Here is a 26,008-nt window from a genome sequence, read left to right on the forward strand (position 1 = left end):
GGCTTCTTTGCTGGAGCGAATGAAAAGTCAGTGGAACGGGCTCGGGGCCGGTGTGTATGCGGCGGCCCTGGTGGTCGTGGTCCTGGGGCTCTGCGGCGTGGTCGGCGTTGTCCTCCATCTCCCGTGGCTTTTCCCCAGCCTCGGCCCCACGGTGATGCTGTTCTTCGAATCCCCTGAGCAGGAGGCATCCAGGCCGGTCAACGCCCTCGCCGGGCACGGCGTCGGGCTGGTGGCGGGTGCCCTGTGCCTGTACGCGTTCGGGCTGCAGGGCCAGCCTTCGGCGCCGGTGGGCGGGCTGACGCCGCTGCACGTGCTCAGCGGGGCCCTGTCGGTGGCGCTGACCACGCTGGTGCTGACGTGGGTCGGCCTGCCGCATCCGCCGGCCGGAGCGACCACACTGATCGTCAGCCTTGGCATCCTCACCACGCCGCCGCAGCTCCTGTCCATGGCGGCAGCCGTGGTGATGACCACGCTCATCGGCTGGGGGCTGAACATGCTGCTGGGGACGCGTCCGGCCCGGAAATGAGCCCAGGTCCCTGCGCCTTCCCGGATCCCTGACCGTCCACATTCGTCCGGGGCTCCCGGTGTGCGAGGATTTCCGCGAGCTCGGCGAGCCGGTGGGCGCGGGCGGATTCGGCCGGTGTGAACGGCTCCCCGGGCCGGAAGAAGGTGATGGGCCCGTGCCAGGCGGTGGGAATCTTCAGGAGGGTGCCGGCGTCGTTCGTTTCACCGCCGTTCATGGGGGTGTGGCTTGCTGACTCGCTGCCGGGGCCGAGGATCCTGGCGGACAGCAGTTCTGCCACGGCCAGTGGAAGTTCCCCGGGAGCCGCGGCGATCCGGGCGGCCAGGCTCAGGGCCTTGGTTTGGCCGTCGGCCATGGCCAGCGCGGTGGTGGGCCAGACCTGCGTGCTCCGCCCGCCGCCGTCGGCCAGGGCCTCAAGCAGTTGGCGCTCGCTGACCCCGCCCGGGGCGGACAGCACGAATTCGTCCATCACCCCGCCCCGGACCGGATGGACATGGATGCCCAGGATGTTGGTATCCAGCAGCGCCAGCGACCTGGTGATCCGCTTGAGGGAGCCGGGCTCGTCGCGGAGCACGGTCCTGGCGCGCCACAGCGCGGGTGCCGTGCCGAGGCGCCGGCGGTGGCGGAGCGCGGGGGCGTGGAGCCACCGCCGCAGGATCCTCGCCGCGGACGGTTCGGCCACCCAGATCACCAGGACGGTGGCCGTCAGCGTCAGGACCAGCACTTTGGCCACATACGGCAGATGGGTCTGCACCACCAGCGCGTGCACCAGCAGTTCAATCGGGAGCATGACGGCCACATTCGCCACCGTGAGGCGGGTCTTGGTGGGCTCGGGCATCTGCCCACAGACTTCGCAGCTGAGTTCGGAGGCGGCGTGGCTCGAGGTGTGGCGGTTCTGGGTGTGGCGGTTCTGCCGGCGGGGCTTCATGGTGCCAGCCTGCCGGGCAGCTGTTACAGGCGGATTGCCCCGAAGTTCCGATCCGCGAAACAACCCCAATGGCTGGAGTTTTTGTACAGATAATGGACTCTGATGGGCCTTTTGCGGCCAATATCTGTACAAAAACTCCGCTCCTTTCCGGGGCTATGGCCAGCCTCCGGCCCCGTCCCTACACTGAAGGGACCAGCGTGCGGAGCTCCCGTACAACGGCCTGCTCGCACGGAAGAGTCGACTCGTGGAGAGCACCGCCATGCCCATCAGCATCAGTTCAGGCCATACACGCCGCCGTGCCGCCGCAGGGATCCTCGCCCTCGCCGCGCTCCTGGTCCCCGCACCAACCGCTTCCGCCGGAGACTCTGACGATATCGCCCCGGTCATCCTGCTCGACGGCGCCAAAGGCGCCGAAGGCATCGCCGCCGCCGGCAGCACCAGATTCTTCGCCGGCGACCTGGCCACCGGGGACATCTACCGCGGCGACATCCGCAAGGACAAGGCGACCAAATTCATCGATGCACCCGACGGCAGGGTGGCCGTGGGCATGAAGGCGGACCGGCGCAATGATCTGCTGTTCGTGGCAGGCGGCCCCACCGGCCAGGCCTATGTGTACGACACCGACACGGGAAAGACGGTCAAGACCTACCAGCTCACCACGAAGGAGGCCTTCATCAACGACGTGGCGCTCACCGACCATGGGGCGTGGTTCACGAACTCCCGGCAGGCTGAGCTGTACTTCATTCCGGTGGACGACGACGGCGACCTCGGCAAGGTTCGCACGTTGGCGTTGAAGGGGCCGGCGGCAGACACCAGCAAGCAGTTCAACCTCAACGGCATCGCCTACTCGCGCGACGCCCGCCGCCTGGTGGTGGCCCACTCTGGCAACGCGGCGCTGTACACGGTCAGTCCGCGGACCGGCAACAGCACCGAGATCACGGGCGTGAAGGTGCCCAACGTCGACGGCGTCCTGGTCAAGGGCGACACCGTCTGGGCCGTGCAGAACATGTCCAACCAGATCAGCCGGCTCCGGGTGAACTTCCACGAATCCACCGCCAAGCTGCGCGAGGTCATCACCAGCCCGGACTTCAACATCCCGACGACGGCCGCCCTGTTCGATGACACCCTCGCCGCCGTCAACGCCAAGTTTGGTGTGCCGAACGCCAAGACCTTCGAAGTCGTGACCGTGGACGCACGCACCAACCAAAGCAAGTAAAGATACGGCAGAGGAGACGAAGGCAACAGGACCACAGGCGGCCTCCGGGGGAAAGCCGGGGGCCGCCCCCGTTAAACTGGTAAGCGGACGCCAGGGCCGCCGTCGTCAGTTCCAAACTGCAACGAAAGGCGCGATTCCCCCGTGAAGCTGCTGGCCGAGATGTTCACCCTTGCCCCGGCAAACAAGGACCATCACGTCGCCCTGCGGTGCGCCGTGGGCGTGTTCGTGCCGCTGATCACCCTCGTGTTGCTGGGCCGCCTGGACCTGGCGATTTTCGCGTCCTTCGGCGCGTTCACCGGCATCTACGGCCGCGGCGAGCTGCACCGGAAGCGGTTCTTCATCCAGGTCCGCGCCGGCGCGCTCATGCTGCTGGTGATCCTCCTGGCCACGCTGACCGCCCGGACTGTGCACGCCGGCGGCCTGTCCCAGGAGACGAGCATCTGGCTGCAGGTGCTGGCCACCACTCTCGTGGCCGGCGGCTGCTCCCTGGTGATCGCCCGCTGGCGGCACCGTCCCGCAGGCTCGCTGTTCCACATCTTCGCCTTCGCCGCGATCGCGTCCATCCCCAGCCAGCCGCCGCTGTGGCAGTGCATGCTGGTGTCCGTCCTGACCACGCTCTTCTGCCTGGCGGTCGGGCTGTCCTCGCGGGTGCTGCGCAGCCACCGGACCCCGTGGGAGATGCCGCCCCCTGTCCGGCTGACCGCCGAGGAAAAGCGTGCGGCCGGGCTCGAGGCGGTGGGCTACCTCCTGGCAGCCGGGCTCGCAGGCACCCTTGCCACCCTCGTTGGCCAGCGGCTCGGCTTCGGTCACAACTACTGGGCCATGGTGGCGGCGGTGGTTCCGCTGGTGGGACGCACCACGCGGCACCGCATCGCCCGGGGCGTCCAGAGGATCATCGGCACTGTGCTGGGCCTGATCCTGCTGGCGGGCATCCTGCTGCTGCAGCCTGTCCCGTGGCAGACGGTCCTGGTGATCGCCATCTGCCAGTTCGGCGCCGAGCTCTTCATCGCCCGGAACTATGTGCTGGCCCAGGTCTTCGTGACGCCGCTGGCCCTGAGCGCCACGCTGCTCGTCTCGCCGGCGGCGCCCGGCATCCTGCTCCGCGACCGGATCGTGGAGACGGTGATCGGCGCCGCGGTGGGAATCGCCGTGGTGCTGGCTCCGGCCGCGTGGTCCCGGCTGTCGCGGCGGACTTCGGCGGGGGTGGCGGCGCGCTAAGCCGCGGAACCGGCCGCGCCTACTCGGCCACCAGGAGTGCCTGCGGGGCGGCCTGCTTCATCCTGGTCTGCAGCCACCTGATTTCCAGCTCGGAGTCGCCCTCGCAGTCCTTCACGATGCCCTGCAGTTCCTTGTCCTGATCGCCCTGCGCCGCCTGGCCCACCATCATCCACGTGACGTCGATGTGGTTGACCAGGACGTACAGGTCCTGCAGGTCAAGCATCAGTGCCAGCGGCCCGGAGCGGACCTCCTTCACGCCGTTGGCCGTCAGCCGGTGCTCCTCCTCGCCCTCGACGTCCTCGCCGTAGCGGTCAATGACCGGTTTCAGTGCTTCCCGGTGCGCATCGCACTTTTTGGCGAAGGTCTGCAGGATGAAATGCACGTCGGGTTCGTCCCCGTGGCCGTCCGCCACTACCCGGAACGACGACGCGAGCGTGGCCTCCGCCTCGTCCAGGAGGCCGATGTAGACAGGCAGTTTCATCGCTGGGCTCCTGTTGCGCGGCGGGATGCGGTGGTGTCCGGGGCCTTCGACGGGCCGTCGCCGCTGCGCAGCTTTTCCACCCGCACGGCGGCGTTCTTGAACACCGGTTGCTTGGACACCGGGTCCCACTCGGTGATGGTGAGTTCGTTGGCGGCCCGGTGCCGGCCGCCCTCGGGCTTAAGAACGACGGCGGGTTCCCCGGTCCCGCTGCCGGCGGCAGCACCGCCGTCGGGCACGTCCCAGTACCCGTAGTGGAACGGCGCGAAAACGGTGCCGGGCCGGATGTCCCCCACCCGGACCGGAACTTCGAGGCTGCCGCGGCGTGACGTCACGCGGGCGATGTCCCCCTCCTGGCAGCCCGCGCGGGCCGCGTCCTCGACCGACATCTCGATCCAGGGCTCGGGTGCGGCGCTGTTCAGGCGGCTGCTCCGGCCGGTCTTGGTCCGGGTGTGGAAGTGGTACGCCGTCCTGCCCGTGGTGTAGCGCAGCGGGTAGTCGGCGTCGGGTTCCTCATGCGGGGGACTGTAGTCGAGCGCCTTGAGCCAGGCCTTGCCCGGCTGCACCGTTGCCTTGTACACGGTCTCCCCGGTGGTGGCCCCGGTGAGGAGGTCGTGGCCGAACGACTCGCAGTACCCGGGTGCGGTGGGGAATTTCCCGTCGGTGTAGAGCCGCGCGGTCCCGTCAGGCTGTTCCGCGGTGCACGGCCACTGGATGCCGCTGCCGCCGCGCAGCTTGCCGTAGCTGAGGCCCGTGTAGTCGCACGGCCGGCCGCGCGAGCACTCCTTCCACGCCTCGAAGCCGTCCTCGGGGCCGGACCAGTCCAGCAGCGGCCGCCCGTCCTTGTCCGTGAACCCCATCCGGCGGGCGTAGTCGATGAAGACGTCGAGGTCGCTCCGCGCTTCGCCGGGCGGTTCCACGGCCTTCTCGGACAGGTGGACCGTGCGGTCCACGTTGGTGAAGGTGCCGGTTTTCTCGCCCCAGGCCGCGCAGGGGAGGACGACGTCGGCGTACTGCGCCGTCTCAGTGAGGTAGATGTCCTGCACCACCAGGAACAGGCTCTCCTTCTCGAGGATGTGCCGGATCCGTTCCAGCTGAGGCATGGACACGGCCGGATTGGTCGCGGATATCCACAGCAGCTTGATGGAGCCCTGCTCGGCGTACCGGAAAATCTGGAGTGCGTGCGTCGGCGGGGCCCAGTGCGGGATGATCGCGGGGTCCACGTTCCACAGCCGGGCCAGGTCCTCAACATGCTGCGGGTTCTCCCAGTTGCGGAAGCCCGGCAGGTCGCCGTCGGCCCCGCATTCCCTGTTGTTCTGGGCGGTGGGCTGGCCGTTCATCTGGAGCAGGCCGCAGCCCGGTTTGCCCAGCATGCCGCGGAGCAGGTGCAGGTTGTTGACCTGGCAGGACGCCGCCGTGGCATGGGCCGACTGGTAGAAGCCCTGCAGGACCGTGGACAGCACCCTCTCTTCGGTGCCGAAGATCTCGGCGGCCCGCCGCACATCGTCAGCATTCACGCCGCAGGTTTCCGCGACCTTGTCCGGGGTCCACGGCTCCACCACGCTGCGCAGCTGGTCCAGGTTGGCGGTGTGCTGCTCGATGTACTCCCCGTCGATCCAGTTGTTGGCGAAGAGTTCGCGGATCAGCCCGTTCATCAGGGCGAGGTTGGTGCCCGGATGGACCGCCAGGTGCACGTCGGCGCGGCGGGCCACCTCGGTGTCGCGCGGGTCAACGCACACAAGCCTTGGCGGGTTGGGCCCGTCCAACCTGTCCAGCGCCCGGGCCCACAGGACCGTCTGCGTCTCCGCCATGTTGTGGCCGTAAAGGAAGATGGCGGTGCAGTGGTCCACATCCTCATAGCTGCCCGGTTGCCCGTCGGCGCCGAAGGATTCCTTCAGGGCAGCCGCGGCGGTGGCCGTGCAGAGCCGGGTGTTGCCGTCCATGTGCGGTGTGCCGATCCCGGCCTTTCCGAGGATGCCCAGAGCGTAGTACTCCTCGAGGAACAGCTGTCCGCTGGTGTAGAAGCCGTGGCTGAGCGGGCCCTTGCTGGCCAAGAGCTCCTTGCTGCGCTCCACGATGCGGCCCATGGCGGTGTCCCAGTCGGTCTCCACCAGCTCGCCCGCCACCCTGATCAGCGGGCGGGTCAGGCGGTCCCGGCTCTCCTCGCCCTGCCAGCTGCCGTAGAGGCCTTTGGGCCCCAGCCTGCCGCGGTTCACCCGGTCCTGCGCGCGGCCGCGGATGCCCACCATTTTCCCGTCCTTGACGGCGATGTCGCAGCCGCACCCGTTGCTGCACAGGACGCATGCCGACTGCACCCAGCGGTCCACGTCGCCGTCGGCCAGTCCCTCGGCCAGGACCTGGTCCACGCGCTCCGGCCATGCCTGGCCGCTTCCGTGAGGTGTCCGTTCGCCCCAGATGTCCGCGATCCGGTCCGTCATCTGCTCAGCCTCCATGGATGGTAAGTGAACTTACTGTCCTTAGGTTACCCGCCGCCGTCGTCAACGGAAGGGCCCTGGCCGTGATGTTCGACGGCGGCCGGGTGCCGGGTCTAGGAAGGCCCGACGCCGGATGCCTGGCCGGGTGCCGGCGTGATGGCGTGGGGGACGGTCACCAGGGCCAGCACACCCACCAGCGCGGCGCCGGCGAAGACGTAGAAGCCCCACGGGTAGGCGATGCCGGCGGCGACCAGCGTTCCGGTAACGGCCGGCCCCATGATGGCGCCGATCCGCCCCACGCCTGCGGCAAAGCCGAGGGCGGTGCCGCGGAGCCGGGCCGGGAAGAGTTGGCTGACCCACGCGTAGACCAGGACCTGCGAGCTGAAGACGAACACGCCGGTCACGAACACGGCGGCGTTCAGCAGGAATTCGCTCTGGACCTTGATGCTGAGGACAGCGAGGAACACTGCGGACAATCCGAACCACAGCAGGACAATCTTCTTGGTGCCGTGCTTGTCGGCCAGGATCCCGGCCACGATCAGGCCCACGACGGCGCCCACATTGAGCACCAGCAGCAGCACCAGGCCTGCGCTTACGGTGTATCCGGCGGAAGACATGAGCTGCGGCAGCCAGGTGTTCAGGCCGTAGACCAGCAGGAGCCCCATGAATGATGCCACCGCGATTCCCAAGGCCACCAGCGGATACGGCTTGCGGGCGAGGTCGCGGAAACTGGCCCCCTCGTCGGACTGGTCGGTTGCCAGCAGCGACGCAGGCGCGGCCTCGGGCTCCGCAGCCGGAACAGCGATGTGGCGGTGCGGCCGTGCCGTTCCGCCGCGGCGGGCTTCTGCGGTGGCTCCGGCGCCCCTGACCTGGGCGCTGCTGATTTCCGCACCCTTGATCTCAGTTCCCTCTTCGGCCGGGACCTGAGGCAGTGTTTCAGGCAGCCGGAACCACAGGAACGGCACCAGGGCGAAGCCAGCCAGCCCTCCCACCACGAACATGATGCGCCAGTCCGGCACCACCAGGATGGCCAGGAATGCTGTGGCCACAGCCCCCACGTGGTATCCGGTCATGGTCCGGGTGGTGGACTTTCCTGCTGTTCCGGCGGGGGCGTAGTCGTTCATGTAGGCAAGGGCTGCGGGCAGGCAGGCGCCGAGCCCCACGCCTGCGAGGAGCCGGAAGATCCCGAACATGGCGACGTTGGGGGCGAAAACCACGGCGATGGTGAACAGGGAAAACCAGGCGACGCACCCGACCAGCAGCCGGCGGCGTCCGAAGCGGTCCGAGAGGGGCGCGATGAACAGCGCCCCGATGCCCACGCCCACGAGGGAGATGGTGGCCGCGTAGGTTGCGCCGATGGCGTCGAAGCCCAGTTCGTGGGTCTTGATCAGGGTGGGTATGACGGTGCCCAGCACCACCAGGTCGAATCCGTCCAGCACCATGGCCAGCCAGCAAAGCCAGACGGGCCACTGGGAGCGGCGGGCAACAGACATCGTTGACATGGGAACCTCGTTGTTCGGGTTTGGAGAACTGTTCATGAAGGGAGGGCGGCTGCGGCCAACTGCCCGGAGTTTTCTGTCCGGCGCCTGGAGCCAGCGAAGCCGCGGCGGCCTGGTGGGCCGGGAAGGCATTTCCGACATGAGAGTTGTATCACCAACAGGTGTAATCTGGGATAACTCAAACCATTCAATGGAAGCGAGAGTGCCGTGGCCAACTCAGTGTCCGGGGATTCGGTGGTGGACCGGGTGGTGCGCGTCATCGCGGCGTTCCCCGCCGGCGTCACGGTCCTGCAGCTCTCCGAGCTTGCGGAGCGCGCCGACCTGCCCCTCACCACCGCCCACCGCCTGGTGCGGCAGCTCGCCATCCATGGACTGCTGGAAACCAGCCCCGGCGGCTCGGTGCGGCTGGGGCTGCGGCTGTGGGAGCTGGTGAACCGCAATTCGCCAACGCTGGCCCTGCGGCAGGCGGCGATGCCCTTCATGGAGGACATCCAGCACGTGCTCAACCAGAACGTGAACCTCGCGGTGCTGGACGGCTGGGAGGCGCTGTTCGTGGACCGGCTGTCGCGCCGCGGTTCCGTGGCAAACCGCGCCCAGATCGCCGGCCGCATGGCAGTCCACGTGTCGTCCGCCGGCCTGGCCCTGATGTCGCACCAGCCAAAGCACATCCAGGCCGAGTACCTGGACCAGTTCGCTGACCCTGCCAAAAAGGTCGGCCGCGACGAGGTGCGGGCCCTGCTGGCTGAGGCAGCGAACCAGGGTTACGCCGAACTGGCGGGCGTGATCGACCCTGACACATGGGGTATCGCGGTTCCCGTCCTGGACGGCCAGAGGCGCGCGGTGGCGGCGATCGGCGTCGTCGTTCCGCTGCGGGAGATGCGGATGCAGGCGCTGGTTCCCGCGCTCCAGACGGCGGCGCGCGGAATCGCGCGGCGGCTCAGCGAAGGCGCCGGCTGAGGTTTCGCAGCTGCCCAAGATTCCATTCAGCGGAATTGCTGTAACGCCGACCACACACTCCGGCGCACACTGTTAGCCAGCAACCACCTTCCGCCCGGGCCCCGGCCTTGGGCACACGCAACGGAGCGAGGAACACCATGGCACGACAGATCATCACCACCCAGGTGGCCATCCTGGGAGCCGGACCCGCCGGACTCATGCTGTCCCACCTGCTGGCGAAGGCCGGCATCGAATCCACCGTGATCGAAATCCGCAGCCGGCAGGAAATCTCCGAGACCGTCCGCGCCGGCATCCTGGAGCACGGCACGGTCAACATGCTGGTGGACAGCGGCGTATCCGACCGCGTGCTGCGCGAAGGTGACCGGCATGACGGCATCGAGCTGCGGTTCAACGGTGAGAGCCACCGCATCGACTTCAAGGAACTGGTGGGCGAGTCCGTCTGGCTGTACCCGCAGACTGACGTCTTTATGGACCTTGCCGCCCGGCGGGAGGCCGACGGCGGCGACGTGCGCTACAGCGTTACCGACACCACCATCCACGGCATTGAGGACAGGCCCAAGGTCTGGTTCACCGACGCCGACGGCGTGGAGTACGAGCTGCAGACCGACTTCATCGCCGGGGCGGACGGCTCACGCAGCCACTGCCGTTTCCAGATCCCCGAGGCGCGGCGCAAGTGGTACTTCCACGAGTATCCGTTCGCGTGGTTCGGCATCCTCACCGAGGCGCCCCGAAGCTCCGACGAACTGATCTACGCCAACTCGGAGAACGGCTTTGCCCTCATCAGCCAGCGCACCGAGACAGTGCAGCGGATGTACTTCCAGTGCGACCCGAAGGAAAACGTGGCCGACTGGAACGACGAGAGGATCTGGGCGGAGTTCCGCAGCCGGGTCAACGGCAACGGCTTCGAACTGAAGGAAGGCCCGGTCATCGACAAGATGGTCCTGCCGTTCCGCAGCTTCGTGCACACGCCCATGCGGCACGGCAAGCTCTTCCTGGCCGGCGACGCCGCGCACACGGTGCCGCCGACCGGCGCCAAGGGCCTGAACCTGGCGATCCACGACGTGAAGGTGCTGTTCGAAGGGCTCGACAGCTATTACAACGGGGGCTCCACCGCCTTGCTGGATTCGTACAGCGACCGCGCGCTGGACCGGGTGTGGAAGGCACAGCAGTTCTCCTACTGGATGACCACCATGCTGCACACCCCCGCCGATGCCGGCGACTTCGCCCGTGCCCGTCAACTGGGCGAGCTGAACTCGGTGGTGTCCTCGCGGCACGGCCAGGCCTACCTTGCCGAGGCCTACACCGGCTGGCCCTCCGCCTAGCCGCCCGAGCCCGGGCAGCCCCGCCCAGCATCCCGCCGTCGGGCTTAACATCGGTCCATGGAAGCCATAACCATCATCGGCGGCGGCATCGCCGGCCTGGCGCTCGCAGCCGGCCTGGACCCGCAGCGTTTCGACGTCGCCATCCATGAGCAGCGGCCCGGTGTGCCGGCGGTGGAGACGTCGCTGGCCATGTGGCCGGAGGCGCAGGCGGTACTGGCGGTTCTGGGCGTGCTGCCGCAGATCAGGGAGGCGGGCACGGCGTTCGGCGGGATGGCCCTGCGTGATGCGTCCGGAACAGCCCTGGTTGCACCCGAGGTGCGCGGGGTCCTGGGCGTCTCGCGCGCGGACCTTATCCGGATCCTCGATGCCGCCATGCCCGCATCCGTGCGCCGCGTCGAGGGCCGGGTGGGCGACATCCCGGCCACCGGACCGCTGGCATCTGGCCTGCTGGTGGGTGCCGACGGCGTGCACAGCGTGGTCCGGCGCAACTTCTGGGGCGCCCGGTCGCAGGCCAGGCTGACCCCGTATCTCGCGTTGCGTGGCGTCCTTCCGGTCCCCGTCCAGGCCGGCACCGGCGGGGAGTACTGGGGGCGCGGGCACCTGTTCGGCATCACGCCTGCTGCTGGCGGCAGGACCTATTGGTATGCCTCGTTCCGCTCCGACCTGGGCCCGGCCGGCGTCAATGAAGCGGAGGCGCTGCAGCAGGCAAAGAATCGCTTCGCTGGAGGCGCGCCGGCCGTCCGGGCGGTGCTGGAGCAGGCAGCGCCGGATGCCACGCTCGTGCAGCGGATCTGGACCACGCCCAACCTGGGCAGCTTTGTGCGGCCGGGCGCCGTCCTGGCCGGCGACGCCGCCCACGGCATGACGCCAAACCTTGGCCGCGGTGCCTGTGAAGCACTCGTGGATGCCGTCACGCTGGCCGGGTTTCTCAACGCCGGGCCCCTGGATGACGCGCTCAAGGCCTACAACAGGCAGCGCGCCCTCCGGACACAGTTGCTGCGGCTGGCCTCGTCCGCCGTTGCGGGCATCGCGCTTGCCGAGCGGGGACAGCCGCTGCGCGACAGGCTGTTGCGGCTCGCTTCGCAGACAGCCGCTGCGCGACAGGCTGCTGAAGCTCGCTTCGCGGTAACTGCTGGCGGCGCGCTTTGATGAATGGACGACGGCGGCGCGCTAGTCCTGCTGCAGCGTTTCGGTGAGGTGGTGCGTGGGGATGCGGTCGCGGTCGTAGGTGATTTCCGTGTAGCCGTGCGGCTCCGGCTTGCCGTTGGGGCTCAGGTTCACGAACACGATCTCCTCGATCGTGAGGATGCTCTGCCGCGTGATCATGTTGCGGACCTCGGCCCGCATGGTCAGCGACGTGCGGCCGAAGCGGGTGGCGGTCAGGCCCATCTCGATCAGGTCGCCCTGGACCGCGGAGCTGACGAAGTTGATTTCGGAGATGTACTTGGTGACCGCCCGGCCGTTGCCAAGCTGCAGGATGGCGTAGATCGCGGCTTCCTCATCGATCCATTTCAGCAGGCTGCCACCGAACAGCGTGCCGTTGGCGTTGAGGTCCTCCGGCCGCACCCACTTGCGGGTGCGGAACGTAATGTCTTTGGTTTCCATAGCGCGAGATTAGCCGACGGCGGCCCGCCCCACCGGAGTGTGACGGCCGCCGTCGGTTGTTCCTCGGATTGTGGGCAGGCTTAGGCCATGGCGGTGTGGGCTGCAGTGTGGGAATTGAGCTTCTTGGCGAAGCAGTACGAGTGCTCGACGCCGATGTAGGGGCCGAAGTTGGGAACCTGGTCGAAGCCGGAGTTCGCGTAGAAATTGCGGCCGTCTGTCTGTACCGAGCCCGCTTCCGCCGTGATCCGGGTGATCCCCTGGGCAAAGGCCTCCGCCTCAAGGGCTGCCAGGATGGAGCTCGCCACGCCAGAGCCGCGGGTGTAGGGGAGGACGTACAGGCGCTTGATTTCCGCGGTCTCGGAATCAAGCAACCGCAGTCCGCCGCACCCGACGGGCTGGCCGGACCCCTTGTCGTAGGCCACGAGGAACACGGCTGTGTCCGCCTCGGACGGCTTGGGCCCCGGCTCGTGGTCTGCGCACCCGAAGCGGGCATCAAGTTCGGCCTGCTGTGCAGCCCGCAAGTCGGCGCCCACCGGGTTGGACCAAGTGACTTTCCGGATGTTGAGCCGGGGGTTGGTCTGCATCTGAGCCTCGATTCGCCGAAGGGGTGATGCAGATCAAGGCTAGAAGCGGGCCGTTACCGTGGTGTTTCCTGCCGGTAAGCGCCGTGGGAACACTTGGCGCCGCGAAGTTATGGCCGCACTCCGGTGTTATGGCCGCACCAGGGTCCGCAGGAGCTTCAGGGCCACCGAGATGGAGGCGATGTCCACCTGCCCGGGCTTGGTGACCTCGGCGAACGTGTCCTTGATCCGGGCCAGCTGCTCCTGGTGCCCGCGCTCCCAGGCCACGATGCGGCCGATCGGGTCCGGGGCAGCCGGGTCGGCGTCCAGGGTGTGCTGCATGACCGAGATGGTCATGTCCGCCACAGCGGAATAGACGTCGTCCCGCAGGGCGGCCCGGGCGAGGGCTTCCCACCGGTTCTGACGCGGCAGGTCCGTGATGCGCAGCAGCAGGCTGGCGGCCCCGATGCGCTGGAACACCGTGTAGTACAGGTCCGCGATGGTGGCGATGGGCTCCCGGATCTGTTCCGACACGAGCGAGATGTCCAGCAGCCCGAAGCTCTCCAGCATGTCCGAAGCCCGCAGCCCCAGGTCGTGCGGCAGCCCCACCTCGTCCGAGTGGGCGAGGCGGTCCTGCACGCGGTCCAGGTCCGAGCCGCGGAGGTAGTCCACGGTGCGGGTCCGGAGCATCTCCAGGGTTGGCATAATCCGTGCCAGAGCCTCCGTGATGGGCCGGTCCCGGTGGTCGTGGGTCACGTACCACCGGGTGGCCCGGTCGAGTATCCGGCGCATGTGCAGCGCGACCTCGGCAGCCTGCCCGGTGGGGAACCCGGGCGGGAGGGCGGCAATCCTGTCCACGACCCACGGCAGGTCGTATACTTCCCGTGCCACCACGAAGCCCTTCGCCACGGCCGCCGGGGTGGCGGTTGTCTCCTCGATGGCGCGGAAGGCGAACGTGATGCCGCCCAGGTTGATCATGTCGTTGGCCACCACGGTGCAGATAATCTCGCGCCGCAGCGGGTGGGTGTCCAGGTCGGCACCGAAGCGTTCGGACAGCTGGCGGGGGAAGTAGTTCCGGAGCACGCCGCGGAACCAGGGGTCATCGGCGAGGTCGCTGGCGACGAGGTCGGCGGCCAGCTCGATCTTGGCGTAGGCGGCAAGCACGGACAGCTCCGGGGCGGTCAGCCCGTGGCCGGAACGGAGCCGGTCATGGAGCTCTTCGGTGCCGGGCAGCGCTTCGATGCTGCGGTCGAGGTCCGCGGCGGTCTCCAGCCAATCCATGGCCCGCTCGAATCCGGGACTCCAGTTGGACACCAGGTGCCGGTCGTTGAGCAGCAGCACGTTCTGGTCGGTGTTGTTGTGGAGGACCAGCCGGGCCACTTCATCCGTGAGGGAATGCAGGAAACCGGTCCGTTCAGCGGGGTCCATCCGGCCTGCGGCAATCATCCGGTCCAGGAAGATCTTGATGTTGACTTCGTGGTCCGAGCAATCCACCCCGGCTGAGTTGTCGATCGCGTCGGTGTTGAGTAGGACCCCGCCCAGCGCAGCCTCGATGCGGCCGCGCTGGGTCAGCCCCAGGTTGCCGCCCTCGGCCACCACCCTGGCCCGCAGTTCGGAGCCGTTGACCCTGATGGGGTCGTTGGCCTTGTCGCCGACGTCGGCGTTCGTTTCCGTCCTGGCCTTCACGTAGGTGCCTATCCCGCCGTTGTACAGGAGGTCCACCGGCGCCCGGAGAATGGCCTGAAGGAGTTCCTGCGGCGTCAGCTCGGTGGTGCCGCGCTCCAGCCCCAGGACGCGCCGGACCGGCTCCGCGACAGTGATTGACTTGGCCTGGCGGGAGTAGACACCGCCGCCCTCACTAATGAATGCCGCGTCGTAATCGGCCCAGGACGAGCGGGGCAGTCCGAAGAGGCGCCAGCGCTCGAGGAAGGAGGCCGACGCGTCCGGGTCGGGGTCCAGGAAGATGTGCCGATGGTCGAAGGCCGCAACGAGGCGGATGTGCGGGGAGAGCAGCATGCCGTTTCCGAAGACGTCCCCGCTCATGTCGCCGATGCCCGCCACTGTGAAATCCTGGTTCTGGCTGTCCAGCCCCAGCTCCCTGAAGTGCTCCTTGACCGACTCCCAGGCACCCCGGGCGGTGATGCCCATCTGCTTGTGGTCGTAGCCCACCGAACCGCCGGAGGCGAAGGCGTCACCCAGCCAGAATCCGTATTCATCGGCAAGGAGGTTTGCCGTGTCCGAGAAGGACGCGGTCCCCTTGTCGGCAGCCACCACAAGGTAATAGTCGTCGCCGTCGTGGCGCACCACGCGTTCCGGTGGGACCACTGTCTCCCGGCCGGCGTCGCCGGTTTGTCCGACGGCGGACAGGACCAGGTTGTCGGTCAGGTCCAGCAGGCCGCGGATGAAGATCCGGTAGCATTCCCGGCCCTCGGCCAGCCAGGCCGCCCGGTCCGTGGCCTGATCCGGCAGCCGCTTGGGATAGAACCCGCCCTTTGCCCCCGTTGGCACAATGACGGAGTTCTTGACCACCTGTGCCTTCACCAGGCCAAGGACCTCGGTACGGAAGTCCTCGCGCCGGTCCGACCAGCGCAGCACGGGGACCTCGTCGATGGCAGCCAGAAGCTCCTGCCGTGCCGCCGCGGTGCCATGGAGCTGCTCGGCTCCGGTCAGGTCCGGATCGAACTTGGCGGCGAACAGCTCCAGCAGGGCACGCGTGGCGCGGACGTTGGCCAGCAGTGTTTCGGCGATGAACCCGTAGGAATTGGTGGTGCCCAGCTGCTGCAGGTATTTGGCGTAACTGCGCAGGATGACAACCTGCCGCCATGGCACCGCCTCCCGGATCACCAGGGCATCAAAACCGTCGGACTCAGCGTCCCCCCGCATCGCTGCGGAAAAGCAATCCGCCAGCAGGCCACCCACCTTGGCGGGGTGGACGCCGTCGGGATACTTCACGCCGAGGTCGTACAGGTGCAGCTCGCGGCCGCCACGGCGCAGGCCGAATGGCCGCTGGTCCAGCACCTCCACGCCGAGATTGTGGAAGAACGGCAGAAAGGTGGTGAGACTGCGGGGCCGGGTGAGGTAGAGCCTGATCCGGGAGCTTCCGGCCGCGGCGTGCGAGGCGTCGGAAGGGCGGGGCGGGGTATAGACCGTCAGGGCCGGATCATCAGGGTCCCGGCCGCCCCGGCCGTCCAGGTCAAACTCCTCGAACCTGCTGATATCCCGGATGGCCTGCTCGGAGCCGTATTCCGCGCGGTAGCTGGGCGGAAAGGCGCCTGACCAAAGTGCCGAGAGCCTTGCCGCCTCGGGGCCCGGAAAGCGCTCCCTGAGTGCTTCGTCGAGCCCCTCGGCCCAGGAGCGCGTAGCAGACAGGACCCGATGTTCCAGCGCAGCGGCATCGGTATCCGGCGCCGCACCGGGGGCCAGCAGGATCCGGAAGAAGACGCGGGCCATCGGGGAATCTCCCAGCCGCACCTCGAACTCCATGTCCTGTGGCCGGAACGCCTGGCGGAGAACATGCTCGATCCTGAGCCGGACGGCGGTGTTGTAGCGCCGCCTCGGCAGGAACACCAGGGCGTGGACAAACCGTCCGGGGCTGTCCGGGCGCAGGAACAGCCGGGTCCGGCGCCGCTGCTGCAGGTCAAGGATGTCCGCTGCCAGCCGGGCCAGGTCATCGACGCCAATGGAGAACAGTTCGTCACGCGGAAATGATTCAAGGACCGCCAGCACGTCCTTGCTCCGCTGCGACCTGGGCGTGGAGTCGAGGTGTTCCAGCACTGCAGCCAGCTTGTCGCGGATCACCGGTATCCGGCGCACGGACTGGCTTGAAGCGCCCGGGGTGAAGAGGCCCACGAAATGCCGCTCCCCGATCACGGTACCCGCGGTGCCGTAAACCGGCATCCGCAGTTCATCCAGATAGGACGCTCGAAGAACGCTCGACCGGAGAGTACAGGTGGTCAGCGTGAAAACCTGTCCGCGCCAGGACCCGTCCCGTTGTGCGCCGCCGTCCGCGTAGGCACCGCCCTCCGGCCCGCCGTCGTTCGTCAATTCGCCGCCGTCTGTCCATGCGCCGTCTGCCATGGGACGGCGCAGCAGTCCCAGCGCTTGACCGGTCCGCGGTTCCGCGTTTTCCAGGCGCTCCGCGTATCCCAGGAATGTGAAGTTGCCGTCGTCCAGCCAGCGCAGCAGGTCCCGGACCTGGTCCGGCGGCGGCGCCGATGAGGCGGGGAAGCTGTCCACGGAGGCAACCGCAGCGGTCACGGCTTCCTGGATGGCCGCAGAGTCGTCCGCGGCCGCCCGGACATCGTCCAGCACCCGGCGCAGGTTGGCGGTGAGCCCGTCGACGCCGGATTGTTCGGACCGGTCCGGCAGCCTGTCGATTTCCACCGCCACCCACGTCTCGCTGGCGGTCCAGAAGCCGGCCGGTCCTCCGCCTGCGTCCGGGCTTTGCACTTCAGCCACGGCATCCGCTGCCGCCAGTCCCGACCTCGAAGGCCCGTGCTGCAGGTCCAGGAGCTGATTGGTCCGCGAGTCCCGCCGCGCCTCGAACGTGGGGTGCACCAGCAGCCGGATCCCCGCGTCCTCGCGCGTCAGCTCAGCCGTGACCGAGTGGACAAGAAAGGGCATGTCGTCCGCGACGATGGCCACGATCGTGGCGTCCGGATCGTTCAAAACCCCGACGGCGGCATGTCCCGGGGCCCGCTCCGCCGCGACAGAAAGGTGGTACATGGCCCGCTGGCGGAGAACGTCGAGGCTGTAGTCGCCGATGTCTTCCCCGGACACGTGCTCGTAGTAGTCGGTCAGGAACGACCCGCCGGGCAGGAAGCCGCCCCCGCCGTTCACGTCCCCCGGCACCGTTTCTTGCGCCATGGCAGTGCGCCTCCACCGCGGGGGAGCCGCCGCAAGCCGCGGTTTCCGGTCCTGTCCCCACGCCTGCTCCCATGATGGCCGCGTCCCGGACGCGAGTCCAGTGCGTGAGGCGGCCCAAGCGGCGCGAACCTAGCCGGTGGTCTTTCCCATCGGGTCCTCGGCGGTGGGGTCGGCCAAGGCAAGGCCACCCACCGGGCTGGCGTCCCAGTGGATCAGGTTCCAGCCGCCGTCGGGGTCCCCTTCCAGCGCCACAATGCCGGTGTTGGCGAGGACGTGCCGGGCGGCGAACTCCATGTCGATGTTGTCGGCGCGGTGGCCGGCCCAGACGCGGATTGCGGCACCGTGGCTCACCACGGCGACTGCACCTGTACCGGCGGCTTCCGCGGCCACCTTGGCGATGGCAGCGTCGTAGCGCCCGAAGAACTCGTGCCCGTCCGGTCCGGCGGGCATCCGGCGGTCAAAGTCGCCGTCGGTCCACGCGAAGACGGTGCTCATGTAGCGCCGGTGGGACTCATGGTCCGTCAGCTTTTCGAGGGCGCCGGCCTCGATCTCGTGGATGCCGTCCAGGATCTCCACCTCGAGGCCGAGCTCGCGGCCCAGCGGCCTGGCGGTGATCTGTGTGCGGAGCAGGGTGGAGGCGTAGAGGGCGCTGATCGGCTCGTTCGCCAGGGCCCGCGGCAGGGCTTCGGCCTGGCGCTCGCCCAGCTCGGTCAGGCCGGGTCCCGGGTGCGCGGTGTCCAGCTGCCCCAGCACGTTCCCGGGGGTTTCGCCGTGGCGGATGAGCAGCAGCCTCATGGTTTCGCGTTCCTTGTCATCGTCGGGAAGGCCGGCGGGACGGCCCGCCTGGGGCGGGACCGCTGCCTTGCGGGAGCCGCCGGAAACGGAAGCGGTGCCGGACACCAAGGCCCGGCACCGCCGTCGCACTTACTTGAGGTGGTCCACCAGCTGGTCCGCGATGCCGGTGTACTTGCCAGGCGTCAGTGCCAGCAGCCGCGCCTCGGCGTCAGCGGAGAGGCCCAGGCCCTGGACGAACTCCTGCATCCGGGCGCCGTCCACGCGCTGGCCGCGGGTGAGGTCCTTGAGCCGCTCGTACGGGTTCTCCATGCCTTCGACGCCGGCAATCGCCTCCGCGCGCATCACCATCTGGATGGCCTCGCCCAGGACTTCCCAGTTGGTGTCGAGGTCCTCGGCGAGCACGCTCTCCGCGACGTCGAGCCGCTCCAGGCCCTTGGCCACGTTGGAGATGGCCAGCAGGGAGTGGCCGAACGCCACGCCGATGTTGCGCTGGCTGGAGGAGTCCGTGAGGTCGCGCTGCCAGCGGGAGGTGACCAGGGTGGAGCCCAGCACGTCCAGGAGCCCGGAGGAGATCTCCAGGTTGGCCTCGGCGTTTTCAAAGCGGATCGGGTTGACCTTGTGCGGCATCGTGGAGGAGCCGGTGGCACCTGCCACGGGGATCTGCGCGAAGTAGCCGATCGAGATGTAGCTCCAGATGTCCGTGCAGACGTTGTGCAGGATCCGGTTGAAGCGGGCGACGTCGGCGTACAGCTCGGCCTGCCAGTCGTGGCTTTCGATCTGCGTGGTCAGCGGGTTCCAGGTCAGGCCCAGCTTCTCCACGAACGACTTGGCCACCTGCTGCCAGTCCGCGCCCGGGACGGATGCCACATGGGCGGCGTACGTGCCGGTGGCGCCGTTGATCTTGCCGAGGTATTCGGTCCTGGCGATCCGGTCCAGCTGCCGGTTCAGGCGGTGTGCGATGACGGCGAGTTCCTTGCCCAAGGTGGTGGGCGTGGCGGGCTGGCCGTGCGTGCGGGACAGCATCGGAACGGCGCGGTTGTCCTCGGCCATTTTGCCGATCTGGGCCACGAGGTCACGGGCGGCGGGCAGCCACACGTCCTCCACAGCACCCTTCACGCCGAGGGCGTAGGACAGGTTGTTGATGTCCTCGGAGGTGCAGCCGAAGTGCACCATGGCCGTCAGGTTCTCGATGCCGATGGCCGGCAGGCGGCGGCCGATGTAGTACTCCACGGCCTTCACATCGTGGACCGTGACGGCTTCGATTTCGGCCAGCTCGGTGACGGAGGCGGCATCGAATTCGGTGACGATGGCGCGCAGCTGCTGCTGCTGGTCCCCGGTCAGGGGGCCGGCCCCCGGGAGGACGTTGTCCCCGGTCAGGTGGATAAGCCACTCCACCTCGACTGCGACGCGGTCGCGGTTGAGGGCTGCCTCGGACAGGTAGTCAACGAGAGGGCCGACGGCGGACTTGTAGCGGCCGTCCAGCGGGCCGAGCGCGATTTGTTCCCCTGACGCGGCGAGGGCGAGGCGTCCGGAGGGCGTACGGGTATCAGCTGTGGCGGCAGTTTCAGGCATGACCTGATTCTTTCATGAAGTTCTGTGCCCGTTGAAGCGCAGGATTCCGTGTGACCTCTCCTCCACAGCCCCGCCGCCGGGCACTTCTCCACATGGACGACGCCGGCCGTTCCGTCGCCGGGGCCGGCACCTTAGCGTCGTGGTCAGGAAATCTGGAACGGGCAGGCGGCGGCGCCGGCCGGCAGGGATGGGGGTACCGGAATGAACGCCAGCGTCACGGCGGCCGATGCCGCGGCATGTTCGTCGCGCAGCTTTGAAGTCCAGCTGCTGGCCGGGCGGATGGAGGCCTGCGCGGAACAGGTGGATGCCGTACAGGCAAGGCTTTCGCAGCTCCAGCTCATGGACTGGCAGTCTCCGGCGGGGCTGGCGTACCGCTCGAACCTCCGGTTGCAGGCCGTCGCGCTTTCCAGGGCCCGGGAAGCTGTGCTTGCCGCCTCCCTCGCCGTGCGGCGGCACTCCGTGCATGTCGCCAGGTCCACCCTCCCCGCAGCTGCCGGGGGCTACTGATGGCCGAGGACCCGCCGGTCGACGGCGGCGGCCAGCTCCGTGGCGTTGGACATTCCAGTGAAGTCGGGCAGCTCAGTGAAGTCGGGCAGCTCAGTGAAGTCGGGCAGTTCAGTGAAGTCGGGCAGCTCAGAGAAGTCGGGCAGTTCCGTCCCGTCGAGCCGGCCTCCGATGGTGGCCTCTCCGTGCGCGGCGGAGTGGGCAGTATCTCCTTCCAGCTTGAGGAACTGGATGCGGGGGCGCGGGGGCTGGACGTGCTGGCACGGGACCTGGCGGCGGCGGAACTCGGCGTCCACAGGGTCTGGGAGGCGCTGGGAAGCTACCAGCGGGATGACCCGTTCAGCGGTGCCGAGGCACTCACTGCCGCCTGGGAGGGGCAGCGCTCCGTGGCGGCGGCGCGGGAGGAGCTGGAAGGCCTGTCCGGAAGTGTGCGGGCCTGCCAGCTCGAGTACAGCGCCGCCGAGAGCATGAATGTTCTGGTGACGGAGCTCGGCCAGAATCCGTCCTGGCTGTGGGGGCGGCAGGTGGTGGACTTCGGCATGTCACGGGACTGGCATCCGAACCGGGGGAGCGCAGAGGCGATCGCCGGGAGTGATCATTTGCTCGGTGGTGCGATTCTGGCTGCGCTCCTGGGAACGCGGCCCGGCGAGATCGACGCCGCAGCGCGGATGGCGCTGGCCGCCGGCGGGGGCACCAGCGTGCCGGTCCTTGTCCGGATGCTGCTGGACAGGGTGAGGCCGGATCTGAGGCCGCGGCCGGTCACAGCCGTCCCGGTCACGGGAATGGAGAACGGGGCCGGGGACACCGCCGTGGACACGTCCCCGGCGGGTCTCCTGGCCCGGGCCGGGGAGGTGGAAGCCGCCGGGCCCGGCCAAATCGAGGTGATCCAGACATCCAACGGGGCACGGGACGCGTTCATCGTCATCATTCCCGGAACCCAGCCCGGAAACATGGGCGGCCCCAACCCGTTCGACGAGGTCGGCATCGGCGAATCGCTGGGGTACGGGTCGGAATACACGGCTGCTGCCATCCGCTCCGCGCTGCGGCAGGCCGGGGCGGAGGCCGGGGACCAGGTGGTGGCCGTCGGCTACAGCCAGGGCGGCATCCATGCAATGAACCTGAGCCAGGACAAGGCCTTCCTCGCCGAGTACCGCCTTAAGTACGTGCTGACCGCGGGGTCGCCGGTGGGCGCGATAACCCCCGAGCCGGGCGTCAGCAGCCTGCATCTTGAGCACCGGCAGGACTGGGTTCCGGGCAGCGAGGGCCTTCCCAATCCGGACACCCGGGACAGGGTAACGGTAACCCTGAACGGTCTGGTCAGGACGCCTTCGGGTGAAGACGAAGGCCTCGGCCCCGGGCACAGGCTGACCAACTATGAGGCGGGAGCCACGGCTGTCTCCGCGAGTACGGATCCTTCACTGGTGGCGTCCACCGCCACGCTTGCCGCCGTAGTGGGTGCCGGAGGAACGGCCAAGGCCACCCGGTTCCAGCTGGTCCGTGCGCCAAAGCCGCCGGCGGCCGCTCCGCAGCCGTCACTGCCCGGCGCGGGCTGGCCCGTTAGCGGTGGCGGGCGCCCGGCAGCCGGTCTGCCACCAGCGAAATGATGGTGATGATGATGGCGGCCAGGACGGCGGTCCAGAAGAACGAATCGATGGTGAAGTGCACGGGTGTGTAGCTGCTGATCCAGGAGGTGAGGTACAGCATCGCGGCGTTGATGACGACGGTGAACAGGCCCAGCGTCAGGATGGTGATCGGCAGGGAGAGGAAGCTGACCACTGGCCGTACGAAGGCATTGACCAGGCCGAAAATCAGCCCGATGAACAGGTACGCGAGGACGAGGCCTGCGGCGTCGGTTCCCTGGCTCACCCCGGTCTTGGCCACAGCTTCCGTAGTGGCTGTGGTGGAGATGTCCAGGCCGGGCAGAAGCCAGCTGGCGACCCACAGCGCCAGTCCATTAATGATCACGCGCATGATGAAAGACCGCATGCGCCCATGCTGTCACACCGCACGGCCGGGCGGTCAGCCAGGGGCATAGGCTAGGTGCCATGACTTCATCAGAGACCATGGCGGGAGGACTGCGGCCCCGACCGGTGGTTGACCGGCTGCCCCGCTACGCCGCAGGCAAGCCGCCCGTCGCGGTCGACGGCCTTGCCAGCTACAAACTGTCCTCCAACGAGAACCCGCTGCCGCCCATCCCGGCCGTTGTGGAGGCCATTGCGGCACAGACCGACTTCAACCGTTATCCCGATCCGCTGAGCACCAAGCTGCGCACTGCCCTCGCCGCATTCCTCGACGTGCCGGCCGAGGACATCGTCACCGGTGCCGGCAGCCTCGGCGCCCTTACCCAGCTGCTGAGCACGTTCGCCGGGCAGAATGACGACGGGAAACCGGACGAAGTGATCTACGCGTGGCGGTCCTTCGAGGCCTACCCCATCTGCGTCGGGCTGGCCGGGGCAGAGAGCGTCCGGATCCCCGTGACCGCAGACGGCCGGCACGACCTCGATGCCATGGCCGCAGCCGTCACGGCGCGGACCAGGGTGATCCTGCTGTGCACGCCGAACAACCCCACCGGCCCCATCCTGACCGCCGAGGAAACCGAGCGGTTCATCAAGGCCGTTCCGTCGGACGTTGTGGTGGTCATCGATGAGGCCTACCAGGAGTTCGTCCGGGCCGAAGACGCCGTGGACGGCATCCGCATGTACCGCAAATACCCCAATGTGGTGGTGCTCCGGACGTTCTCCAAGGCCCACGGCCTCGCCGGTCTCCGGGTCGGCTACAGCGTTTCCCAGCCCCAGCTCACCCAGCACCTGCGAGTCGCCGCCACCCCGTTCGCGGTCTCGCAAATTGCCGAACAGGCCGCGGTGGTCTCCCTGCAGAATTTTGACCAGGTTGTAGAAAGGGTACAAAGCCTGGTGGACGAGCGGGACCGCGTGACAGCGGGCCTCCGGGATCTCGGCTGGTTTGTTCCGGACGCCCAGGGGAACTTTGTCTGGCTCGATCTTGGCGAGAACAGCGGGGAGTTCGCCCAGCTCGCCGGGCAACGCGCGTTGTCGGTGCGCGCCTTCGGAAACGAAGGGGTCCGGGTCAGCATCGGCGAGGTGGAAGCCAATACGCGGTTCCTGGAACTCTGTGCGGTTTACACAAAACCGCCACGCCGTTCCTAGCGCTTAACAAACAGCCGGTGCTACCTACGCCGGATAAAGTAAGAAACAGTAAGCCAAATATATATGCCTCACCAGGAATGCATTCCCGGTGAGGCATATATCCCAGCGACATTGCAACGCATCCGGATGCGGCAGGCAAGGAGACGGTATGGGCGCAACACATCTGCCCTCCACCGAGTTCGATGGAACGGAACTGGACGACCAGCTCGAGGCGCAGGCCGAGGCTGACCTGGGCGTGCCTCCGACTGAAATGGTCCAGCTTCTGGGCCCCGACGGCACGCTGGACACGGACTCTGTGTTCGCCGAGTACGCCGAACGCCTCGATGGCGAAAAGCTGCGGGGTTTCTACGCGGACATGGCGGCCATCCGCCGCTTTGACCAGGAGGCCACGGCACTGCAGCGGCAGGGCCAGCTGGCACTGTGGGTTCCGCTGACCGGCCAGGAAGCTGCCCAGATCGGATCCGGGCGGGCCAGCCAGCCGCAGGACTACATCTTCCCCACCTACCGCGAGCACGGCGTCGCCCTGACCCGCAACGTGGACCTGGCCGAACTGCTGAAGCAGTTCCGCGGCGTCTCCAACGGCGGCTGGAACCCCAAGGACACCAACTTCCACCTGTACACCCTGGTGCTGGCTGCGCAGACGCCGCATGCCGTCGGATATGCCATGGGCATCCAGCGCGACCAGCGGATGGCTGCGGCGCAGGGCGTGGACGGCTCGGTGGAACCGAAGGCCGCCGTCATGGTCTACTTCGGCGACGGTGCCAGCTCCGAAGGCGACGTCCACGAATCGATGGTGTTTGCCTCCTCGTACAACGCCCCGGTGGTCTTCTTCTGCCAGAACAACCATTGGGCCATCTCCGTGCCCACCACGGTGCAGACCCGCATCCCGCTCTCCAACCGCGCCAAGGGCTACGGCTTCCCGGGCATCCGCGTGGACGGGAACGACGTCATCGCGGTCCACGCGGTCACCGAATGGGCGCTCGAGCACGCACGCCAGGGCAATGGCCCGGTGCTGATCGAGGCCTTCACGTACCGCGTGGGAGCCCACACCACGGCCGACGATCCCACGAAGTACCGCGAGTCCTCGGAAGAGGCCCTGTGGCGGGAGAAGGATCCGCTGGACCGGCTGGAGAAGTACCTCCGCGCCGAGGGCATGGCCGACGACGCCTTCTTCGCCCGGGTTGCCGCCGACGGCGACGAACTTGCCGCCTACATCCGCAAGTCCACCTACGAATCGGACGCCCCGGACATCAGGACGGCCTTCGCCAACACCTACGTCGAGGCACACCCGCTTGTGGCGGAGGAGCTGGCGTGGTTCGAAGAGTACAGTGCAGGCTTTGCCGGCGACGACGAGGGAGAAGGGGCGGGCCGCTGATGACCACCATGACCATTGCCAAGGCCATCAACGAAGGCCTGCGAGCCACGCTCAGCAACCACCCCAAGTCGCTCCTCATGGGCGAGGACATCGGACCCCTCGGCGGCGTCTACCGCGTCACCGACGGCCTGATCGGCGAATTCGGACCGGACCGCGTAGTGGATACCCCGCTCGCGGAATCCGGCATCGTGGGCACCGCGATAGGCCTGGCGCTGCGCGGGTACTTGCCCGTGGCCGAGATCCAGTTCGACGGCTTTGTCTTCCCCGGCTTCAACCAGATCACCACCCAGCTGGCCAAAATGCACTCGCGCAGCAACGGCAACCTCACGGTCCCGGTAGTCATCCGCATCCCCTACGGCGGCGGCATCGGCTCCATCGAACACCACTCGGAATCGCCCGAGGCACTGTTCGCGCACACCGCGGGGCTGCGCATCATCACCCCGTCCAACCCCCACGATGCCTACTGGATGATCCAACAGGCCGTGAACTGCCAGGACCCGGTGATCGTCTTCGAACCCAAGCGCCGCTACTGGCTCAAGGGCGAGGTGGACACCGAATCCGCGGGCCCGTCTGAAGATCCGTTCAAGGCCCACGTGGTCCGGGAGGGAACCGACGCCACCGTGGTGGTCTACGGCCCGCTCGTGCCTGTCGCCCTGGCCGCCGCCAACGCCGCGGCAGAGGACGGCCACAGCATCGAAGTGATCGACCTGCGCTCCATCTCGCCGATTGATTTCGACGCCATCGAAGCCTCCGTCAAGAAAACGGGCCGGCTGGTCGTGGCGCATGAGGCTCCCACCTTCGGCGGCATCGGCGGCGAAATCGCTGCCCGGATCAGCGAACGGGCCTTCCTGTCGCTGGAAGCGCCGGTCATCCGGGTGGGTGGCTTCCATATGCCGTACCCCGTGGCCAAGGTCGAAGAGGACTACCTCCCGGACATCGACCGCATCCTTGAGGCGCTGGACCGCACCTTCGCGTACTGACGCTGTTGCGC

21 protein-coding genes are annotated in these 26,008 nt (G+C 68.0%); 11 read left to right on the forward strand and 10 right to left on the reverse strand.

Annotated features, from left to right (window positions below; all coding sequences use genetic code 11):
• Positions 1–19 precede the first annotated feature (19 nt).
• Positions 20–526, forward strand: a complete 507-nt coding sequence (locus ACFRAH_RS13330) for an HPP family protein (RefSeq protein WP_377991363.1) — start codon at positions 20–22, stop codon at positions 524–526.
• On the opposite strand, the gene ACFRAH_RS13335 is transcribed toward ACFRAH_RS13330, so the two are convergent.
• Entirely contained in the window at positions 474–1,451 is a 978-nt protein-coding gene (locus ACFRAH_RS13335; RefSeq protein ID WP_377991364.1) for an amino acid-binding protein, read from the reverse strand. The two genes, ACFRAH_RS13330 and ACFRAH_RS13335, sit on opposite strands and share 53 nt — an antisense overlap.
• A 244-nt stretch (positions 1,452–1,695) precedes the next feature.
• On the opposite strand from ACFRAH_RS13335, the gene ACFRAH_RS13340 reads away from it, so the two are divergent.
• Together ACFRAH_RS13340 and ACFRAH_RS13345 are read left to right on the forward strand one after the other, a co-directional pair.
• Positions 1,696–2,667: a hypothetical protein gene (locus ACFRAH_RS13340; protein ID WP_377991365.1), complete on the forward strand. Its 972-nt coding sequence runs from the start codon at positions 1,696–1,698 to the stop codon at positions 2,665–2,667.
• Between the two features lie 141 nt (positions 2,668–2,808).
• On the forward strand, positions 2,809–3,885 hold the full coding sequence (locus ACFRAH_RS13345) for an FUSC family protein (RefSeq protein ID WP_377991366.1): 1,077 nt from the start codon (positions 2,809–2,811) through the stop codon (positions 3,883–3,885).
• A gap of 19 nt (positions 3,886–3,904) precedes the next feature.
• On the opposite strand, the gene ACFRAH_RS13350 is transcribed toward ACFRAH_RS13345, so the two are convergent.
• The 3 genes from ACFRAH_RS13350 to ACFRAH_RS13360 all read right to left on the reverse strand — a co-directional run bounded on the left by ACFRAH_RS13350 (position 3,905) and on the right by ACFRAH_RS13360 (position 8,300).
• On the reverse strand, positions 3,905–4,366 hold the full coding sequence (locus ACFRAH_RS13350; RefSeq protein ID WP_377991367.1) for a hypothetical protein: 462 nt from the start codon (positions 4,364–4,366) through the stop codon (positions 3,905–3,907).
• Positions 4,363–6,801 carry a molybdopterin oxidoreductase family protein gene (locus tag ACFRAH_RS13355; protein WP_377991476.1) on the reverse strand — a complete coding sequence of 813 codons (2,439 nt, stop codon included), beginning with the start codon at positions 6,799–6,801 and terminating at the stop codon, positions 4,363–4,365. The genes ACFRAH_RS13350 and ACFRAH_RS13355 overlap by 4 nt, the downstream gene beginning before the upstream one ends.
• Positions 6,802–6,911: 110 nt before the next feature.
• Positions 6,912–8,300, reverse strand: a complete 1,389-nt coding sequence (locus ACFRAH_RS13360; RefSeq protein WP_377991368.1) for an MFS transporter — start codon at positions 8,298–8,300, stop codon at positions 6,912–6,914.
• 204 nt (positions 8,301–8,504) lie between these two features.
• On the opposite strand from ACFRAH_RS13360, the gene ACFRAH_RS13365 reads away from it, so the two are divergent.
• From ACFRAH_RS13365 to ACFRAH_RS13375, 3 genes are all read left to right on the forward strand, one after another.
• On the forward strand, positions 8,505–9,254 hold the full coding sequence (locus tag ACFRAH_RS13365) for an IclR family transcriptional regulator (protein ID WP_377991369.1): 750 nt from the start codon (positions 8,505–8,507) through the stop codon (positions 9,252–9,254).
• A gap of 137 nt (positions 9,255–9,391) precedes the next feature.
• The gene (locus tag ACFRAH_RS13370) at positions 9,392–10,576 is read left to right on the forward strand and encodes a 4-hydroxybenzoate 3-monooxygenase (RefSeq protein ID WP_377991370.1); all 1,185 of its coding nucleotides are present in this window, start codon (positions 9,392–9,394) and stop codon (positions 10,574–10,576) included.
• A 57-nt stretch (positions 10,577–10,633) separates the two neighbouring features.
• On the forward strand, positions 10,634–11,725 hold the full coding sequence (locus tag ACFRAH_RS13375; protein ID WP_377991371.1) for an FAD-dependent monooxygenase: 1,092 nt from the start codon (positions 10,634–10,636) through the stop codon (positions 11,723–11,725).
• A 21-nt stretch (positions 11,726–11,746) separates the two neighbouring features.
• Here ACFRAH_RS13375 and ACFRAH_RS13380 read toward each other — a convergent pair whose 3' ends face one another.
• The 5 genes from ACFRAH_RS13380 to purB all read right to left on the reverse strand — a co-directional run bounded on the left by ACFRAH_RS13380 (position 11,747) and on the right by purB (position 19,974).
• The gene (locus ACFRAH_RS13380; protein WP_377991372.1) at positions 11,747–12,181 is read right to left on the reverse strand and encodes an acyl-CoA thioesterase; all 435 of its coding nucleotides are present in this window, start codon (positions 12,179–12,181) and stop codon (positions 11,747–11,749) included.
• An 80-nt stretch (positions 12,182–12,261) separates the two neighbouring features.
• On the reverse strand, positions 12,262–12,765 hold the full coding sequence (locus ACFRAH_RS13385) for a GNAT family N-acetyltransferase (RefSeq protein ID WP_377991373.1): 504 nt from the start codon (positions 12,763–12,765) through the stop codon (positions 12,262–12,264).
• A 126-nt stretch (positions 12,766–12,891) separates the two neighbouring features.
• Positions 12,892–17,607: an NAD-glutamate dehydrogenase gene (locus ACFRAH_RS13390; RefSeq protein ID WP_377991375.1), complete on the reverse strand. Its 4,716-nt coding sequence runs from the start codon at positions 17,605–17,607 to the stop codon at positions 12,892–12,894.
• 129 nt (positions 17,608–17,736) lie between these two features.
• Complete coding sequence (locus ACFRAH_RS13395; protein ID WP_377991477.1) at positions 17,737–18,402, reverse strand: histidine phosphatase family protein; 666 nt, start codon at positions 18,400–18,402, stop codon at positions 17,737–17,739.
• 129 nt (positions 18,403–18,531) lie between these two features.
• On the reverse strand, positions 18,532–19,974 hold the full coding sequence (gene purB, locus ACFRAH_RS13400) for an adenylosuccinate lyase (protein WP_377991376.1): 1,443 nt from the start codon (positions 19,972–19,974) through the stop codon (positions 18,532–18,534).
• A 201-nt stretch (positions 19,975–20,175) separates the two neighbouring features.
• Between purB and ACFRAH_RS13405 the strand changes: the two genes are divergently transcribed.
• Together ACFRAH_RS13405 and ACFRAH_RS13410 are read left to right on the forward strand one after the other, a co-directional pair.
• Positions 20,176–20,481, forward strand: a complete 306-nt coding sequence (locus tag ACFRAH_RS13405) for a hypothetical protein (protein WP_377991377.1) — start codon at positions 20,176–20,178, stop codon at positions 20,479–20,481.
• Positions 20,481–22,082, forward strand: a complete 1,602-nt coding sequence (locus ACFRAH_RS13410) for a hypothetical protein (protein WP_377991378.1) — start codon at positions 20,481–20,483, stop codon at positions 22,080–22,082. The genes ACFRAH_RS13405 and ACFRAH_RS13410 overlap by 1 nt, the downstream gene beginning before the upstream one ends.
• Here ACFRAH_RS13410 and ACFRAH_RS13415 read toward each other — a convergent pair.
• On the reverse strand, positions 22,036–22,464 hold the full coding sequence (locus tag ACFRAH_RS13415; protein WP_377991379.1) for a phage holin family protein: 429 nt from the start codon (positions 22,462–22,464) through the stop codon (positions 22,036–22,038). The two genes, ACFRAH_RS13410 and ACFRAH_RS13415, sit on opposite strands and share 47 nt — an antisense overlap.
• Positions 22,465–22,523: 59 nt before the next feature.
• On the opposite strand from ACFRAH_RS13415, the gene ACFRAH_RS13420 reads away from it, so the two are divergent.
• From ACFRAH_RS13420 to ACFRAH_RS13430, 3 genes are all read left to right on the forward strand, one after another.
• Complete coding sequence (locus tag ACFRAH_RS13420; RefSeq protein WP_377991380.1) at positions 22,524–23,642, forward strand: histidinol-phosphate transaminase; 1,119 nt, start codon at positions 22,524–22,526, stop codon at positions 23,640–23,642.
• Positions 23,643–23,790: 148 nt separating this feature from the next.
• The gene (pdhA, locus tag ACFRAH_RS13425) at positions 23,791–25,017 is read left to right on the forward strand and encodes a pyruvate dehydrogenase (acetyl-transferring) E1 component subunit alpha (protein ID WP_377991381.1); all 1,227 of its coding nucleotides are present in this window, start codon (positions 23,791–23,793) and stop codon (positions 25,015–25,017) included.
• The gene (locus ACFRAH_RS13430; RefSeq protein ID WP_377991382.1) at positions 25,017–25,997 is read left to right on the forward strand and encodes an alpha-ketoacid dehydrogenase subunit beta; all 981 of its coding nucleotides are present in this window, start codon (positions 25,017–25,019) and stop codon (positions 25,995–25,997) included. Before pdhA ends, ACFRAH_RS13430 begins: the two co-directional genes overlap by 1 nt.
• The last annotated feature ends 11 nt before the right edge of the window (positions 25,998–26,008 follow it).

Origin of the sequence: Arthrobacter sp. NPDC056727 (genome assembly GCF_042790555.1) — a bacterium.
Taxonomy (GTDB): domain Bacteria; phylum Actinomycetota; class Actinomycetes; order Actinomycetales; family Micrococcaceae; genus Arthrobacter.

Coding starts and splice junctions, on each gene's coding strand:
- ACFRAH_RS13330 (WP_377991363.1), top strand. CDS start 20: ATGAAAAGTCAGTGGAACGGGCTCGGGGCCGGTGTGTATGCGGCGGCC.
- ACFRAH_RS13335 (WP_377991364.1), bottom strand. CDS start 1,451: ATGAAGCCCCGCCGGCAGAACCGCCACACCCAGAACCGCCACACCTCG.
- ACFRAH_RS13350 (WP_377991367.1), bottom strand. CDS start 4,366: ATGAAACTGCCTGTCTACATCGGCCTCCTGGACGAGGCGGAGGCCACG.
- ACFRAH_RS13355 (WP_377991476.1), bottom strand. CDS start 6,801: ATGACGGACCGGATCGCGGACATCTGGGGCGAACGGACACCTCACGGA.
- ACFRAH_RS13360 (WP_377991368.1), bottom strand. CDS start 8,300: ATGTCAACGATGTCTGTTGCCCGCCGCTCCCAGTGGCCCGTCTGGCTT.
- ACFRAH_RS13370 (WP_377991370.1), top strand. CDS start 9,392: ATGGCACGACAGATCATCACCACCCAGGTGGCCATCCTGGGAGCCGGA.
- ACFRAH_RS13375 (WP_377991371.1), top strand. CDS start 10,634: ATGGAAGCCATAACCATCATCGGCGGCGGCATCGCCGGCCTGGCGCTC.
- ACFRAH_RS13380 (WP_377991372.1), bottom strand. CDS start 12,181: ATGGAAACCAAAGACATTACGTTCCGCACCCGCAAGTGGGTGCGGCCG.
- ACFRAH_RS13385 (WP_377991373.1), bottom strand. CDS start 12,765: ATGCAGACCAACCCCCGGCTCAACATCCGGAAAGTCACTTGGTCCAAC.
- ACFRAH_RS13390 (WP_377991375.1), bottom strand. CDS start 17,607: ATGGCGCAAGAAACGGTGCCGGGGGACGTGAACGGCGGGGGCGGCTTC.
- ACFRAH_RS13395 (WP_377991477.1), bottom strand. CDS start 18,402: ATGAGGCTGCTGCTCATCCGCCACGGCGAAACCCCCGGGAACGTGCTG.
- purB (WP_377991376.1), bottom strand. CDS start 19,974: ATGCCTGAAACTGCCGCCACAGCTGATACCCGTACGCCCTCCGGACGC.
- ACFRAH_RS13405 (WP_377991377.1), top strand. CDS start 20,176: ATGAACGCCAGCGTCACGGCGGCCGATGCCGCGGCATGTTCGTCGCGC.
- ACFRAH_RS13410 (WP_377991378.1), top strand. CDS start 20,481: ATGGCCGAGGACCCGCCGGTCGACGGCGGCGGCCAGCTCCGTGGCGTT.
- ACFRAH_RS13415 (WP_377991379.1), bottom strand. CDS start 22,464: ATGCGGTCTTTCATCATGCGCGTGATCATTAATGGACTGGCGCTGTGG.
- ACFRAH_RS13420 (WP_377991380.1), top strand. CDS start 22,524: ATGACTTCATCAGAGACCATGGCGGGAGGACTGCGGCCCCGACCGGTG.
- pdhA (WP_377991381.1), top strand. CDS start 23,791: ATGGGCGCAACACATCTGCCCTCCACCGAGTTCGATGGAACGGAACTG.
- ACFRAH_RS13430 (WP_377991382.1), top strand. CDS start 25,017: ATGACCACCATGACCATTGCCAAGGCCATCAACGAAGGCCTGCGAGCC.